Annotated in this window: 15 protein-coding genes; 6 read left to right on the top strand and 9 right to left on the bottom strand. The window is 36.9% G+C overall.

Annotation, left to right across the window (positions count from 1 at the left end):
• The first annotated feature begins 411 nt into the window (after positions 1-411).
• The 6 genes from ANA7108_RS0108940 (at position 412) to ANA7108_RS0108965 (ending at position 9992) form a co-directional block, all read left to right on the top strand.
• A complete protein-coding gene (locus tag ANA7108_RS0108940; protein ID WP_016950439.1) occupies positions 412-942 on the top strand; it encodes a hypothetical protein in 531 nt (176 codons plus the stop codon).
• A 268-nt stretch (positions 943-1210) separates the two neighbouring features.
• Positions 1211-1594, top strand: coding sequence for a HetP family heterocyst commitment protein (locus ANA7108_RS0108945; protein WP_016950440.1), 384 nt, complete (start codon positions 1211-1213; stop codon positions 1592-1594).
• Positions 1595-3364: 1770 nt separating this feature from the next.
• Positions 3365-3967, top strand: coding sequence for a helix-turn-helix domain-containing protein (locus ANA7108_RS0108950; RefSeq protein WP_016950441.1), 603 nt, complete (start codon positions 3365-3367; stop codon positions 3965-3967).
• An 18-nt stretch (positions 3968-3985) separates the two neighbouring features.
• On the top strand, positions 3986-7036 hold the full coding sequence (locus tag ANA7108_RS0108955) for an ABC transporter transmembrane domain-containing protein (RefSeq protein ID WP_016950442.1): 3051 nt from the start codon (positions 3986-3988) through the stop codon (positions 7034-7036).
• A gap of 215 nt (positions 7037-7251) precedes the next feature.
• Positions 7252-8778, top strand: a complete 1527-nt coding sequence (locus ANA7108_RS0108960; RefSeq protein WP_016950443.1) for an HlyD family efflux transporter periplasmic adaptor subunit — start codon at positions 7252-7254, stop codon at positions 8776-8778.
• A 428-nt stretch (positions 8779-9206) separates the two neighbouring features.
• On the top strand, positions 9207-9992 hold the full coding sequence (locus ANA7108_RS0108965) for a peptidylprolyl isomerase (protein ID WP_016950444.1): 786 nt from the start codon (positions 9207-9209) through the stop codon (positions 9990-9992).
• 233 nt (positions 9993-10225) lie between these two features.
• On the opposite strand, the gene ANA7108_RS0108970 is transcribed toward ANA7108_RS0108965, so the two are convergent.
• The 9 genes from ANA7108_RS0108970 to ANA7108_RS0109010 all read right to left on the bottom strand — a co-directional run bounded on the left by ANA7108_RS0108970 (position 10226) and on the right by ANA7108_RS0109010 (position 16633).
• Positions 10226-10528, bottom strand: coding sequence for a HetP family heterocyst commitment protein (locus tag ANA7108_RS0108970; RefSeq protein WP_016950445.1), 303 nt, complete (start codon positions 10526-10528; stop codon positions 10226-10228).
• 112 nt (positions 10529-10640) lie between these two features.
• The gene (locus tag ANA7108_RS0108975) at positions 10641-11738 is read right to left on the bottom strand and encodes a T3SS effector HopA1 family protein (RefSeq protein ID WP_016950446.1); all 1098 of its coding nucleotides are present in this window, start codon (positions 11736-11738) and stop codon (positions 10641-10643) included.
• Positions 11739-11763: 25 nt separating this feature from the next.
• Entirely contained in the window at positions 11764-12939 is a 1176-nt protein-coding gene (locus ANA7108_RS0108980) for a phosphotransferase (protein WP_016950447.1), read from the bottom strand.
• Between the two features lie 167 nt (positions 12940-13106).
• Entirely contained in the window at positions 13107-13322 is a 216-nt protein-coding gene (locus ANA7108_RS0108985; protein WP_016950448.1) for a hypothetical protein, read from the bottom strand.
• A 148-nt stretch (positions 13323-13470) separates the two neighbouring features.
• The gene (locus ANA7108_RS0108990; RefSeq protein ID WP_016950449.1) at positions 13471-13710 is read right to left on the bottom strand and encodes a hypothetical protein; all 240 of its coding nucleotides are present in this window, start codon (positions 13708-13710) and stop codon (positions 13471-13473) included.
• A 53-nt stretch (positions 13711-13763) separates the two neighbouring features.
• Positions 13764-14018, bottom strand: a complete 255-nt coding sequence (locus tag ANA7108_RS0108995) for a hypothetical protein (RefSeq protein WP_016950450.1) — start codon at positions 14016-14018, stop codon at positions 13764-13766.
• A gap of 53 nt (positions 14019-14071) precedes the next feature.
• Positions 14072-14323 (bottom strand): hypothetical protein, encoded by a 252-nt coding sequence (locus tag ANA7108_RS0109000; RefSeq protein ID WP_016950451.1) that lies wholly within the window; start codon positions 14321-14323, stop codon positions 14072-14074.
• A gap of 355 nt (positions 14324-14678) precedes the next feature.
• Positions 14679-14933 carry a hypothetical protein gene (locus ANA7108_RS0109005; RefSeq protein ID WP_144052369.1) on the bottom strand — a complete coding sequence of 85 codons (255 nt, stop codon included), beginning with the start codon at positions 14931-14933 and terminating at the stop codon, positions 14679-14681.
• Positions 14934-15166: 233 nt separating this feature from the next.
• The gene (locus tag ANA7108_RS0109010) at positions 15167-16633 is read right to left on the bottom strand and encodes a pitrilysin family protein (RefSeq protein ID WP_016950453.1); all 1467 of its coding nucleotides are present in this window, start codon (positions 16631-16633) and stop codon (positions 15167-15169) included.
• Positions 16634-16859: the final 226 nt, after the last annotated feature.

Below are 16859 nucleotides of genomic sequence, written 5' to 3' on the forward strand. Positions count from 1 at the left end.
CGACAAAAAATAGTATAAATACGAATGTAGACATTGAGATTCAAATATGAATTATCTTCTCGGCAAAGTTAAAAATTCTGAGACTTTACTGAAAAGCTCTCCCAATGCTCGGCGGCCAGTTATACAATAATATCCAGTAAAAAATTATTGAATTAAGGGTTGTGGAATTCTCAAAAGACACAACTGCATCTACCAAGCCAGCTAACTTAGAGAAAAAAGGTAAATTCTACCTTTAATTCACTGGTAAGCAAAAACCAAAGCTGAGAAGTACTCAATGACGGTTGTCTTCATCAACAACCCATACCACTAGGTAACATCTACAAAACTGCACAGATAAACAGGGTCAATTACAGCAAAGTAGCAAACAGACTTGATTAAAAACAGTCAGGTTTTCAATCACAGGTCAGGATAATGAAAAAAATCATCAGGTCAAATGCAGTCGAAACATCAAGCCTACGGGGTAGCTTAGAGATAAACCTCTATGATTTACATCCTCGTCAGGCTACCATTGATAAAAGTTCCATACTTTCACAAACGGTAACTTTATCAACCAACCCAAAAAGTAGTGATATAGCAATTAATAAAACAGGTAACAGGTCTACATCCTTTCAGAATGAGGCACTCTCAGCCCTTCTGTATTTAGTTTGGTGGAGTAACTTAGATTTTTTGCTCAAGGCTGTGGTTTGGGTATGTACAGAAAAGATTGCACAAGTCAGTCATACCCAGGGAAAGCAAATCATAGCTTTGAAAGTTCGCATATTAAAGTTGCTCCCAAACATATGGGAAACTACCCAGATAGCAGCCAAAATTGCTAAAACTAAAACTCGTCTCCATAGTATCCAGATGCAGCGAAAACAACAGAGAAGTTTTAGGGATAGCTCTGATAAATGGAAGTTAAGGGAACTGCTCAGAACTGGGAAACTTTCTGGATGTGCCTGTTGAAAAAGTTATCTATTTTTTCAACATTCGCCACAAATCTACTACCAATATATTTCTGTAATTAATTCAACAACTGTCTTAAGGCTAGTACTCGACCAAACCACAATTGCTGGGTGAAGGCAAGCATGGGGAGAATATAACTTTTCTTTCTGTTGTGAACCCATCAAAGTTGGTGTTGTGGACTAGTATTGCAGTTTGTAAGCAGCAATTGACACAATAAAACTCGTAGAAACTTGACTAGTTTACTACCTTCAAAAAACTAACACTTACTATGAATCAAGACATTTCTGGCAATAGTAGCAACTTAGATAAGAAAATCCAACCTGAGCAGTTTGACCAAGTAATAGAAGCAATTCTAGCTGGTAAGTATTCATGGGCTTGTGTTTTAATGTTGCGGTTTGTTGGTTACAATCCTCTGCATTACATTCCTTATCGCACTTATAACCGACTCCTCAAAGAAAACTCCCGCATGAGTAGGTCAACTGCACAACATAATGAAAATCTCAAAATTGCTAAACAAGTGACAGAAAAAAGGTCTGAGAGTCATCTTGCACCTAGCTGTCTGAGCAAAATTAAAGATATAGCTTATCTGGAAGTAGGAGGTAAGCAAAAAGTAGAAGTACGTGGTAATCACAGGGAGAAGCGGTCAGCATAACTTGCTCAGAAAAAATTGTCAGTCGGATCATGTCAGTAATTGGTACTGTAGAGATGTTCCTAGGAAACGTCTCTACGATACATCAATGTAAAAATTTGCCATTCTGGCAAATATAGATTAGTAACATCCTATAAATTAGAAATAACAACTAAAAAGAGGTGCATGGTTAAAAGAACCCTTTTTACCAATAAAATCAACGCTTATATCTAACCATGAAATACATAATACTGACTGTTTCCGCAATCAGTTGTGCAAGGGGTAGATAACTTTTACACCAAGACTGATGAACAGTAACTACTGGTGGTTATTTTTTCTAGGAAGTCTGAGCTTTAAGAAATTGGGGTAGTGGCTTCCCCCAGTTAAAACTTGAAATAGTGACAGAACTTCTTCTACTCTATTGGGTATAACTTTAGTTTTTAAAACTTTAGTGCCAAAAGTAGGCTAGAAACTTGAAAAGTTACTGTGAAATCACATTCATGGCTGGTAGAAATCACTGGCTATTACGCTTTTATTTCAACTCTCGTAATCCTATGTTTGGCAAACAGGATTATGCTTGCTGTATAAACTGGCAATTTATATAGTAATTTATGGAAGCTGGCAAATTTAAACAGCTTCTTTTTTTGTAAAAAAAATAGCAACCCGATAGAAATTTTAAATCGGTTGTAACAAATGAAGATTTAAATAACAAATATAAAATTTATATAAAGTCTTTATTAAGATTTGATGAAGATTTTAATTTTTCTATAAACTTCAGGCGAAGATGTAGGAAAATTTCGGAATGAATCATAGTAGACTAAGATAAGAAGTGAAGAAATGTAGCGTTTTCTTTTAAGTTCTCTTGTGGAAAATTTCAGATTTATGACAATCTGCTGATGAGAAAATACTAGTGTTAGGCTAGTGTAAGAAATAGATAGTTTCCTTGCCTGATCTTAGCTACTTTTAGGCTTCAATCCTTAAAACAGGTTTTACCTCATTGTTGAGTTACTAAAACTCAACTTACTTAAATATTAGGATGTTCATATATAAACCTGTATGGCAGTGTTTAACAACATCCTTAAAATTAGAGCTACCACAAAGCTCCAAATTTTATGACTGTGAATTTCAACTAAGGGCAAATGGCTTTACAACATAATATGGTAGTTGCGCTAGGTATTAAGAAGGGCTAGAAATTCTGGCTTTTTAATATTCTAGGTGTGTTACTAAATACTGCTGTTTAATGGAAAACAGCTATCTTACTACATATTCTTCAAGGATGCTTACCACTGCTTATAAACCAATACTGTTAAGTTAAGGATAATTGTCGGTTGGTTAGAGCGACAGCCGAACCCAACACAGTCTTGAAGATGTTGGGTTATGCCTACGGCACGCTAAGAAAATGTTTCATTGCGATGCAACGCTGACGCGAACAACCCAACTTACACAATTTAATAGTTGTGGCTCTAATCTAACTTAACCGTATTTGCTTATAAACTATCTACTCCAGAAATTTTGGAGGGTAGTAAAAACCCAAACTCACATGATTTGCATCAGTTTTGTTGATGAAAATTACGCCGAATCAAAATTTTTTAATGTCGGATATTGATGGTTCAAAATTTGATTAGATTTTCAGCAAGCTAGGGGGGCAGAACGAGAATCTTAACTGCAAATCATGTCATAAATACTTAGTTAGCCTAAGTCCAGCTAATTAATTTTGCATCTGAATTTTATTAACAGATGTCAGGGATAAACTTGCCCAAATTTCACAACAATAGACGGCAACTGGTAAGAATTATGTCATTTTCTTCAAATCAAGACAAGGCTTTTGATATTTACGATATACACGAGAGCAAGTTTTTAACACCTTTTCAGCGAAAGGCACTGCTAAAAAACCTGCAATCTAATATACAACCCGAATATCGGCGACGAATTGAAATTATGTTGTTAGCAGATATGGGCAAATCTCAATCTCATATTTGTGAAATGATAGGTTGTTCTCAGGAAATGGCGCGGTATTGGATAGGTATAGCTGAGGCTGGTATGGCACATAAATGGAATGAGCGACCGATAGGTAGACCAAAGACTGTTAATCATCAATATATCGAACGGTTGAGGGAATTAGTAAGTAATAGTCCACGTGAATATGGCTATGCTTTTGGTTACTGGACTGCTCAATGGTTAAGTAAACATTTAGCGAAGGAATTGGGAATTGAAATTAGCGATCGCCACATTAACCGCTTACTTAAACAAATGGGACTTTCTACTAAACGGAAAAGTTCCCACCAACAAACAAATACTCAAACTCAAGATGCTGGCATCAAAATTGGCGATTTGCAATCTAGCTCTGAACCTAGTTTCCATTGGTCATTTAATTTGATTCAGACCAATAACTATTAGTGTTTTGGAGGTAAGGAAATGCCATCAGCGTTTTCTCGGTTACAGTTAGTTGAAGTCATCACCCAAACTTTGGGTGAGTCACTCTCAGCACAAGAACTTGAATATTGTGTTCAACAATTAGAAATTATCCAACCACCAATAGCCAAGCAGTTTTGGCAATCTACAACAGCAGCACCAGGAATTTATCTGGTTTTGTCTGGTAAAGTGCGGCTGTTAGATGGTTTGAATAATTTAATTTCCACTTGGACATCTGGTGCATCATTTGGGGAGTTGACGTTGTTTCCCGAACAGGAGTTTCGTTCTTATGTGGCTAGAGCTTCTGTTAATTTAAAGTTAGGTTATCTTCCCCAAGAGGTAATTGAGCAGTTTCCCGGTGTCAGCGATAGCTTGCTGATGAAGGCAGAAATCTGGGATACACTGATGCTATTCTGCCAGAATACTGCTATACCTCGCCATGAATCAGTAGAGGAGATGTTAAAAGCATTATCTTTGTTTGAAAGGCAAGATATAGGAACTGGTTTCCTAAACGCCAAAATCACCAAAGATATTAAGCTGTTGCTAGTGCGTAAGGGAACACTACAACATTCTCAAGGGCAAGTATTAATACCAGGTAAAATTTTTGTTAATTCCCAACAGGGAAGTTGGCAAGCAACCGAATCTGCGATCGCTTACATTCTCCGTCATGATCATTGGCTAACAGCACTAAAACACTGGCCGCAATTAGCAGAATTAATTAACAGTCCACAGTCTCTAGAAATTTCCATTCCCAAACCACCAAAGCTGAAAATTCCGAACAAAAGCCCTAATTTAATCCAATTTCCCCAATCAACAACCGAGACACAATCACAGCCGAAAAAACGCCAAGCTTACTTTCCTAGTCCTACTGTCACGGCGGGAAATTGGTGGCGCAAAGTTAGCAAACGTTATCCATTTTTTGAACAACAAAGCGCCTCTGATTGTGGTGCAGCTTGCTTAGTGATGATTAGTCGTTATTGGGGTAAAAACTTCAGTATTAATCGCTTGCGAGAACTTGCCAATGTTAACCGTGCTGGTGCATCAATGGGAAGTTTAACTACAGCGGCTGAAAGTATTGGCTTTGCTACTCGTCCAGTAAAAGCCAGCCTAGATAAATTAGCACAACAACCCCTACCAGCGATCGCACATTGGGAAGGTAAACATTATATCGTTGTCTATGAAATTACCCAAAAACGCGTAATTGTAGCTGATCCCGCTATCGGTCAACGCAACCTAACTATTGGCGAATTCAAAGCTGGTTGGACAGGTTATGCGTTGTTATTACAACCGACAAACTCACTCAAAGAAACCCCAGAATCTAATACAACCTTTTGGCAGTTATTTGATTTAGTTAAACCTCACTCTCAAGTACTTCTAGAAGTATTTGTGGCTTCGGTATTAATTCAAATCTTTGGACTGGTCACACCTTTATTTACTCAACTATTATTAGACCGAGTAATTGTCCAGGGTAGCACCATTACCTTAAACACCGTTGGTTTTGGGTTGCTAATTTTTGGCTTATTTCGTGTTGTCATCAATGGACTCAGACAATATTTACTAGACCACACAGCTAACCGGATTAGTGTAGCATTATTGGTAGGTTTTATTAAACATACATTTCGCCTACCTCTGTCATTCTTTGAGTCACGTTATGTTGGCGATATTGTCTCTCGTGTCCAAGAAAATCAAAAAATTCAGCGGTTTTTAACTGGGGAAGCATTATCTATTGTTTTAGATTTGCTGACCGTGTTTATTTATGTGGGATTGATGTTTTGGTACAGTCCACCTATGGCTTGGATGACCTTAGCCATTGTCCCACCTTTTGTATTACTAGCATTAGTAGCTACACCTTTTTTGCGTCGCATTAGCCGTGAAGTTTTTACGGCAGTAACAAAAGAAAATAGTTACTTGATTCAAAGTCTATCAGGGATTTCTTCTATTCGCTCAATGGCGATTGAACAAACAGTCCGTTGGCGTTGGGAAGAATTACTGAATAATTTGACGAAAAAAACCTTTAGTGGTCAAGTAATTAGCAATCAACTGCAAATTCTTAGTTCTACTATTCAATCCATAGCGAGTACAGTATTATTATGGTTTGGAGCTTGGTTAGTCATTCAAAACCAATTAACAATTGGACAGTTAGTGGCTTTTAATATGTTGCTAGGTAACATTATTCAGCCTTTTCAAAGACTAATTGTACTTTGGAATCAAGTCCAAGAAGTAATAGTTTCTACGGAGCGAATTAATGATGTTTTAGAAGCTGAACCAGAAGAAGATTTATCAGCCCAAACCCGCCAGATTTTACCCAGTTTACGCGGACGTATTTGCTTTGATAATGTGACTTTCCGTTATCATCCCGAAAGCGAGATTAACATCCTCGAAAATTTAAACTTTGAAATTTTACCTGAGCAAACTGTGGCAGTTGTAGGGCGAAGTGGTTCAGGAAAAACTACTCTTTCTAAGCTGATTTTGGGTTTATATCTACCGACAGATGGCAGAGTATTAATTGACAATCAAGATGTGACTAGTATTTCTTTACAATCACTGCGATCGCAAATTGGAGTTGTTGACCAAGAAACCTTTTTGTTTGGCGGCACAATTCGGGAAAATATTAGCATTGCCCATCCCGAAGCAGGACTAGAAGAAATTATTGAAGCAGCCCAGCTTGCAGGTGCAGATGAGTTTATTAAACGCATGGCTATGGGTTATGAAACCCAAATAGGTGAAGGTGGGGGAATGTTATCAGGGGGACAACGCCAACGCCTAGCTATAGCCCGCGCTTTACTTGGAAATCCGCGTCTTTTAATATTAGATGAAGCTACCAGTCATCTTGATGCAGAATCTGAGCGAATTATTCAAAATAACCTCAAACAAATTCTCCAAGGACGCACAAGTTTGATCATTGCACATCGCCTTTCTACTGTCCGAAATGCTGACCTAATTTTAGTTTTAGATCGCGGCGTTTTAGTTGAAAGTGGTACTCACGAAGCATTAATTGCCAAAAGAGGTCATTATTTCTATCTCAACCAACAACAACTAGCGCAAACAGGTTGATTTGAGGGGGATTGTATCCTCTTTGAATTTTTAATTGAAGCAAAGCGACGGTCATAAATCAACCATTTATCAGACCTGACTTCAAATCAAATTTAGAGACGTTGCATACAACGTCTCTATTATGTGTGCAACATTTTTACTCTAGTGTTAATTAGGGATTTTCTGTGCAGTTGAAATTAACCCAATAGTCCAAAATTCAAAATCCAAGATTGATTATGCCACAATCAACTTATAATTCATCATCAACCTTTGTCATACCTGAACAGGCTCAATCTTCTTCAATTCAAAAAGAGAAACAGACAACAGATCAAGCAAAAAATTGGTTTTATGGCACTGAAGAATTATTAGATGCTTTACCGAAAGCATGGACACGCTCAATGCTGTATTTGCTAATTAGCTTTACAGCAATAGCTTTACCCTGGACAATGTTTGCCCAAGTTGATGAAACTGGAAATGCTAGTGGAAGAATTGAACCCAAAGGTGCAACTCAAAAACTAGATAGTGCAGTCACTGGTAGTGTTATTGCTGTCAATATTAAAGAAGGCGAAACCGTTAAAGCCGGACAGGTTTTAATGGAAATGGAATCTGATGTTTTACGAAGTGAATTAAAACAAACACAAGCCAAGCTAGAAGGGTTAGTCAATCGTCAAGCACAAACAGAACTGATCAAAAATCAGGTTTTGCTGGCGATTAATATTCAAGAACAACAAAATCAGTCTCAAAAATTAGAAAAATTAGCTCAAGTCAATCAGGTTCGACAAAATTTGGATGCTAAGGAGAGTCTGTATCATTTACAAAAATTAGAAAAATTAGCTCAAGTTGATCAGGTAAAACAAAGCATAAATGCTACCGAAATTGCTTACAGGTTGGCCACAAGTCGTTTAAGTCGAGACTTTTTAGAAGTTTCTCGCTATCGTGTACTTTTACAGCAAGGCGTAATTCCCCAAACCAAAGTTGTCGAATTGGAAAAGATAGCAGAAGAAAGCCAGCGTTTGCAGGAAGAAGCAAAAGCTAATATTCAACAAACTCAGTTGCGTTTAGAAGAAGAATTGAGTCGCTATCAGTCAATTATGAGTCAAGCTAAGTCAGATATTAAGCAAGCAAAACTTCGTCTAGAAGAAGAGGAAAGTAGCTATCAAAGTGTAATTCAAGCAGGTAAGTTGACGTTACTTAAAAACCAGGAACAGCTTAAGGATTTGCAAACACAAGTTACTACAATTACATCAGAAATTGCTCAAACTAAGAGTGAGATTGTTTCCTTGCAGTTGCAGTTAAAACAACGAGTAGTGCGATCTCCTATTGATGGCATAATCTTTGAATTGCCTATCAAAAAGCCAGGATCTGTTGTTCAACCTGGACAAATGATAGCTCAAATTGCACCTAAAAATGCCGCTTTAATCTTGAAAGCACAAATGTCTAGCCAGGAAAGTGGTTTTGTTAAGGTAGGAATGCCAGTCAAAATTAAGTTTGATGCTTATCCTTTCCAAGAGTATGGAGTGTTAAAAGGACGTGTCACTTGGATTTCACCTAACTCAAAAATTCAGGAAAATAGCTCCAATCGTTTAGAAACTTATGAAGTGGAAATTGCCATGGAAGAACCTTATATCCAATCTGGCAATAAACGGCTATTTTTAACACCAGGTCAAACAGCAACAGCCGAAGTGATTGTTCGTCAACGTCGAGTTATTGACTTTATTTTAGACCCATTTAAAAAGCTGCAAAAAAATGGTCTGGAGCTTTAGTAATTAGCAATTGAGTCTAACTTCAGTAAGTAGATGGTAAATACGTTTAATTGGTGGGTTTGTTAACTGTTAGCATGATACTGTTAGCAGTTAACATTTAAATTACTTAAAAGTCTATTTTTTAGCTATTTGTGTACATAGAAAGGTTTAAAAATATTTCAGCTATTTCAGCATTTTTAATTAACTCTGCAATCTATCATTAGGTAGAGATAATATTTAATTTATTTAATTTATTTAATTTATTTGTTAAATCTAATATTATTCAAATACCTCAATAATTTTTAATTACCATATAAAATTAAGATAATCATGCCAAATTATCAGAACTGAAAATATTGCTACCTGAACAAAGTACCTAACCAAAATTAAACAAAATCTAGAAGTGAAAATTCAAAACCCAAACTTGGTATAATTGGAGGAATTAGATTATGTCACAGATGGTAATTGTTTCTCCTGAAGATATTCTTTACCACATCAAGATATCTTGCCAAATTCCTAATTTACTAGAGGCTATCGCTACCAGAAAAATTATTGCTGATACTGCTGTTAAGGAAGGTATTCAAATCGAGATAGAAGAACTACAACAGGCAGCAGATAGTCTGAGATTGGCTAATAAATTAATTAAAGCAGAGGAAACTTGGGCATGGTTAGAAAAATATCATCTTTCTTTAGATAACTTTGAAGAAATAGCCCACGCTAACTTATTATCTGCAAAATTAGCCACTCATTTATTTGCCGACAAAGTTGAACCGTTTTTTTATGCTCACCAATTAGATTACACCGGAGCAGCTACCTATGAAGTGATATTAGATGATGAAGATATCGCTCTAGAAATATTTTATGCTTTACAAGAAGGAGAAATAACTTTCCAAGAAATTGCTCGTCAATATGTCTCCAATCCAGAAATTCGTCGTGCTGGAGGATATCAAGGTATCCGGCAACGTAGCGATTTTAGACCAGAAATTGCGGCTGCTGTTTTTGCTGCAAATCCACCACAAATTCTCAAGCCAATAATTACACCTAAAGGAGCGCATATAGTTATGGTTGAGGAAATTATTAAACCACAGTTAAATGAACAAACGCGCCTAAAAATTATGGGTGATTTATTTACAAATTGGGTACAACAGCAAATTACAACCTTAGAAATTGTAGCTAAACTAGCAGAGGAGACACAGCCGCAATCTTCTCCAGAAAGATTAAGTGAAGCCAGTTAATGATGATGTCCGGTTAAATACTTATAATTAGGAGGGACGCGGAGAATTTTTTTCAATAGCAATTAGCCGGACTTGATATAACAGCTAAAATTATTTTTTCTCAAGTGTCGTTACTAATCATAAAGCCGAGAACCTCTAATGAATTAATCTGAGATTCTCGGCAAGTTATTAACTATCAAGTTTTGAATACAACTTTGTCAATCTGTTTTTTGAAATTACCCAATACCGACAATTTATTTAGAGCTATGTTTACTATTTTTCAATTTAATCCAGCTTAATTTAATATTGGAGAGTTTTAATTTTGACTCATCAGTGCCATGATGATTATCATCACCCAAGATACAGTTTTCTTTCAATAAGTTACTGTAAGTTTCATGGGGTATATATTCCAGAGGATCATAACCAGAAAAATGCAGAAATAAAACACAAGCCCAAGAATAATTACCCAAAATAATGGCTTTGATAATCTGTTGAAACTGTGTATATTTAAATATTTTATCTAGCCGTTGATTTTGATCAAAACTTTTTTGAATCATACCATTACCTCTTGGATGTGAACTGAAACTATTAACGCTAATTAGTGCTGAAAATTATGGTATACTTTTAAATATGCTTAAAATAGATTAAGCATATTTAATAAAGTAAGAATTACCACAAAGGAGTATAAATATCCTTAGATTTAGCATTGAGATAAGGACGTTGCAATTGAATTTTCTGTAATGAAAAATGCTTGAAAATGGATGCCAATCTACCTTCTGGAGTATTATCGTCTTGTTGCCAAGCTGCAATTAAACCGTTAGCGATAATTTGACAGCGATGTGTCCCAAAACTTTCTTGTTCCCCAAATTTTTGCTCTGGTTCTTCAGCGCAAGCTAAACCTGGTGCTAATAGCTTAGTAAACAAAGGTACTTGCTCAAAAAAATAGGATTTATTTTCTGCATAGACCCTTTCTAATACTGGGTGAACTACATCATATTGGTTTTTATTAAAGTAAAGCACGGCTGAGTCATAACGTCCATAATCGGACGGATTATATAGCGCTTTAAAGGAAAAAGAAATCGAAATCTTATTTAGTTGGGCTGTTAAACTTTCCATGACTGAGGCTGCCCCTTCTGGTGTTAAATTAAAGTAAATTCGCGTAATTTCATGATTATTTTGGGAGCCTGCATTCGCTACTGCCATATAAAATCCGTTTTGTACCACATTCTTAGGCATTCTAATAGATACAAACTTGCCCACAGTTACCTTTTGGTTTGTTGGTAACAGATGCAAATTAGGATCAACGTGCAATGTTAACCCATTTTTATGCACTGCCAATGTGCTATCCGTTTCTTCCCTGACTATCTGCCAGTTATGACTCCAGTAGCCTTCACTTTTGTTCCTGGTATGTAAGCGATCATAAAATTCTAAATCTACGCCGAATACGCTGTTATTTTCTAGATTTTGCGCCAATTGATCATTTGAGTTGATAGCGTCAGATTTGAGGTGAGGTTTTGAAGCAGCATTATAATAGACACTGTATAAAAAGTTTCGCAATTGTAATTTCAAATGCTGTTGTTGCATTTCCAGCGGTAACTGCTGAAAACGAGATACAACTGGCTCTGGCAATTCTAAGGATTTGTACTCTGGATGCTTGATACAATGGTGAGATTCAATTGTAATCTGATTCACCATATCTTGTAATGATGTCTGCAATTGCTTTGGCAACTCGGAAAGTTGACTATGTAGCGAATCTAATAGTTGCATGGGTCTACTAGGGTATGGTGTGGATTTAAGCAAGAGATAATGTGGGAATCAAGTCTGAAGCTTCCATCCCAAAAATGGTGATTATGGATGCTTGGGGACGACATAATAAACTCTTGGCAACTTGGAGAATGCAGATACCCGAATTATCAAAGGTTCTCTCATATTGCAGTTGGGCTTGAATAGACCTAATTAAGGCAAACCCGCAGAACTGCACAACTAGTGATAAGAAATCAGGACGATGCTCTAAAATTTGGGGGAAGTTGGCTAAATAAGACTGAATTAAGGTTGAGAGAGAAGGTTGTAGCAATTGCAAAGGAATTGCAGCTAAACGTAAGGATTCTTCAATAGGTGTTGTTTTATTAGTTACCATGCTATGCAGCCAGATTTGTAGGTAACTAGCAATTATGGCTCCTAAATCACTAGCAGGATCTCCCCAACCGCCCCGTTCCCAGTCAATTAAACGAATTATACTGTCGCTAAAGCCTGATTCTTGGTTAGTGATTGCTTCCCAATTTAAAGAGAGAAGAATATTGTTCAGCTTGAGATCATTGTGAGTTAAGCAACAAGGAGTAAAAGCATCACTCAAACTGGCGATCGCTTTTCCTAGATTATCGTAACGTTGATAGAGTGCAAAGAATTTCAAGCCATCAGCAGGAACCATACCAAATACTTCTGGTGTAATTCTATTTAATTTACCTGGGAGATTAGGAGTTATACTATCTGTCTCTCTACTGGCAGTTTGGAAGAATTCTTGATACTCTTGATGTTTGAAAGTTAGGCGATGAATTGATGCTAAAGTTGCGCCAATTGACCAAGAAATATCAGTGGCAAATAAATTCTCTTGAGCATAAAATTCAGCTAAATCACGATAATCATTGAGATAATTGAAAACGATGATAGAATTTTCCGCATCAAAATGAATTGCTGCTGATAAATATGTACGCAGATGACTAATTTCTGGGAACGTTTGGCAAAAACTATGCACTTGCCATTCATCTAGAAATTCACCACGAGTTTTACCTTCTTGGTTGAGACGCTCTTGCTTGACCAGAAGTTGACGACCATTGGGTAAGCTGACTAATAAATTAAAGTTTTTGGCAGGTTTTAGCTCAATTTCACTCAATGACTGTTCTTGCTGAGTACACAGTCCTTGGGAAATTAGATAGTTAAAAACATTTTGAGAGCTTAAGATAAATGGCATAGGATCAAATGATGATGAAACTATTTAAAAATGGCTGTTGTTGTGTCAATAAACTACAAAGACACCATAAGGCTATTTCAGTCGCAATTGTACACAATATTTTGTTGTTCATCTGGTTCAATTTTAAAGAAGTCAGATTTAATGTCGATTAATAGAATAATTCAGTCCTATTTTCTGTTTATAAATGAACTTGTTAGAAACGAAATAGCATCAATAGCTGCAATCACAAGGACAAACTCAAGAGCCTTAGCCCCAACTTCTAAAACTTGAGGACGATAGTTATCTTGACCACCAAATACAGATTGAGAATCTGTACTAGTTAGTTCATTAATAAATACTTCTGAATCGAGGGGATGCAGATCAGCGATGATGATTCGTGCCATTTATTTAATTTTGTATTTAATTTTGTAAACATGAGATTTTCTGTGATTGGCTCTCTTGGGTTATTGGTAATTTAGCAAACTTATGTTATTCACATAGATTACATTTACTTTTAATCCCAAGAGAGCCATCAAGCTTTAAAGTTAGCTATTAGTAGCCGTAACTGTTGCTGTGGCTGTAAGATTTAGCTAAGTAGGCGATATGACCAACTGCATATACATTCACGAAGGCTTCAGCTAGTTTTACCAATGTGGAATTATCACTGAAATGGTTGCTATAAGATCCACCGTAAACGGAATTGACATCGTTCATTTCGTTGAGAAAACTTTCAGAATCTTGGAAAAGTTCAGAACCTGTTACTTGTAGTTCAGAAAGTTGAATATTTGCCATGATTTCCTCCTAAAAGACTATTTTTGATTAATTAAAATTCGGCGTTTCAGCTATTAGTAGCCGTAACCGTTGCTGTAACCGTTGCTGTGGCTGTAAGATTTAGCTAAGTAGGCGATATGACCAACTGCATAGACATTAACGAAGGCTTCAGCCAATTTTGTTAATGTAGAAACATCGCTGACATAGCCGCCATGATATCCACCACCGAAGATGGAATTAACATCGCTCATTTCGTTGAGAAAGCTTTCGGAATCTTGGAATAATTCAGAACCAGTTGCTTGCAATTCAGAGAGTTGAATATTTGCCATGATTTCCTCCTAAAAGACTATTTTTGATGAATTAAAATTCGGCGTTTCAGCTATTAGTAGCCGTAACCGTTGCTGTAACCGTTGCTGTGGCTGTAAGATTTAGCTAAGTAGGCGATATGACCAACTGCATATACATTCACGAAGGCTTCAGCCAATTTTCCGAATGTAGACATATCACTGACATGGCTACCATAAGATCCACCATAAATGGAATTGACATCGGTCATTTCGTTGAGAAAACTTTCAGAATCTTGGAAGAGTTCAGAACCTGTTGCTTGTAATTCAGAGAGTTTAATACTTGCCATGATTTCCTCCTAAAAGACTGGTGTCAGTCGGTGTAATTGGTGGGTCAGTTAAGTTTCACTTCGCTTAACCGATACTCCTATTTTTATTCGGGAAACTCTAGAAAATCAATGTTTAGTTCTAGCTTTATTAGACATTAGTCATGAATTTATGTCTTTTTCTTAAACAAGAATTATTCTAGATCATAACTTTTGAAAGTTAGTCAACATCCACATAATATCGACATAATTTAAATATGTATCATCCAGAAGACTTTCAACTCTGTCACCTGCTATAAAAAAAATCGTGTGTTCTCATATTTATTAGAATATGAACACACGAATTATTAAGAATTAGTTTGATTATCAAGCAAAAATTTCAAAAATTCATTCCTTGCCGTAAATTTTTAAGTGTTTCATCTATTTCTGTTCTCCAAATGGCGATATTACCATTGACTTCTTTCATAACTTCTGCAAAATTATTCCTAGTTGCTGTATTTTCATCTTCTCCCATTTGGATTCCACCTTTAATCGTCCTCATTTCCCTCAAGCTTAATTCATTAAGCATCTGTACTTTACTACTAGGGCATAAGTCATAAATTTTGATGTTCATATTTGAATCACCTCCTTCCATGCTGTTTTGGATAGAATTCAAGCACATTTTCAAAAATCCTGCTCTTATATTTTGAACTCGTATCTTATAAATTCAAGGTTTTCAGAGTAATTTTCAAGACAGAATTTCAGGAATTTGGTCTGCAAAACTGATGGTTTTTGAGAATTTAAATTTTATATAAATAAAGGCGCGAACAATCGCGCCTACATTGATTAGCTAACAGCAAATAGTTTGAATTAATTCTGGGCTTGGGTTTAGGAAGCAGGAATCGTTATATCTATTGGTGTCACCTTTGCTGTTAACTCTGTTAAGGGAGGTTGAATGGCGGTTTGATTACCCACCACTAGAGTGACTAAATTTTCGGGCTTGAGGTATTTTTGTGCTACTCGTTTGACATCTGCTGTTTTTGTGGTGGTGACGGCTTTTTGGTAGCGAAACAGAAAATCAGCCGGATAACCATAATATTCGTAGCGCATCAACCGTGATAAAGTTTGGGCTGGGTCTTGAAAATTGAACACAAACGAGTTGAGTGTAGACTCTTTAGCAAATTTCAATTCTTTTTCTGTTACTTTTTCAGTTTGCAGACGTTTAATTTCTGTTTGCAAAGCTTTGATAAACTGGACTGTAGCATCAGAGCGAGTTTGTCCACCGGCGATAAACATTCCAGGATAATCGAAGCGGGGACTCCACATACCATATACAGAGTAAGCTAAACCTTGGCGCGATCGCACTTCATTAAATAATCTCCCCCCAAATCCATTTAATACCCCATTCATTACATCTAAGGCTGCATAGTCAGGACTATCGAACTTTCCACCTAGATGTCCAAGAAGAATATTACTCTGTGTCAGTTGGGGTTGATTCACAAAAAATACCCCACCTAAATTAGCTGGTGACACTGCTGGTAATTGGGGTTTAGCGATTTTAGAGTTGGGTTTCCAATCGCCAAATTGACTTTGAATGAGCGATCGCATTTTTTTGGCGTTAAAATCTCCCACAATCCCTAAAATCATATTATTGGGATGAAAGTATTCCTGGTAAAACTTCAGCAAATCCTCACGGGTAACTTTATCCAACGTCGCATATTCGACAGTACGAGCATAGGGACTATTTTGGCCATAGATTAATTTCCGCAGTTCCCGGCTGGCAATACTGCTAGGATTATCATTGCGCCGAGCAATACCACCTTTAGCCTGGGCTTTGATAAAATCCAACTTTTCTTGAGCAAAAGCTGGTTCTCGCAACACCTCAGCAAATAGCCCAAACACCGTTTCTAAATCTTCACTCAAACTGTCAAAACTAGCACTACCAGCAGCTTCACTCATACTAGTTTCTACTGAAGCCGCCCGTTGTTCCAATATCTCATTTAACTCATCAGGTGAATGCTTGAGAGTTCCACCAGTTCTCATTACTGAACCCACAAGATCAGCTAAACCAGTTTTCTCACCGGCTTCCCAACGGCTACCTGTCCTCACAAGCGCCGTACCACTCACCAAAGGTAGCTCATGATCTTCCATTAAATACACTACCAAACCGTTATCCAGTACAAACCGTTCATACTTAGGTAACTTAATTTCCGGTAAAGGTGCAAACTGTAAATCACTGTAATGTTTTGCTGCTGCTGTCGCCGCCCAAGAAAAATTAAACGTTAACAGTAAAGCAATCACCAAAGCCGAAACAAACCGCCAACTCTTGGAAAACTTCAATTTCTTACCCTTCATCTTTCTACTCTTGTTCTATTAGAAGAATATGGATGAAATGAACCGCGAAGGCGCGAAGGACGCGAAGAAAGAAAGAAGGAAAGAAGGAAAGAAGGAAGATTCAGTAATCTTACACTGGGAAGGGAGTAACAAGGCTTACGCAAAATCTCTTTTCAGCCCTCTTATCTTTGCGATCTTTGCGTCTTTGCGGTTTATTCTTCCGTATATCACTGCGTAACAGCTTATC

Source organism: Anabaena sp. PCC 7108, from assembly GCF_000332135.1.
GTDB lineage: Bacteria > Cyanobacteriota > Cyanobacteriia > Cyanobacteriales > Nostocaceae > Anabaena.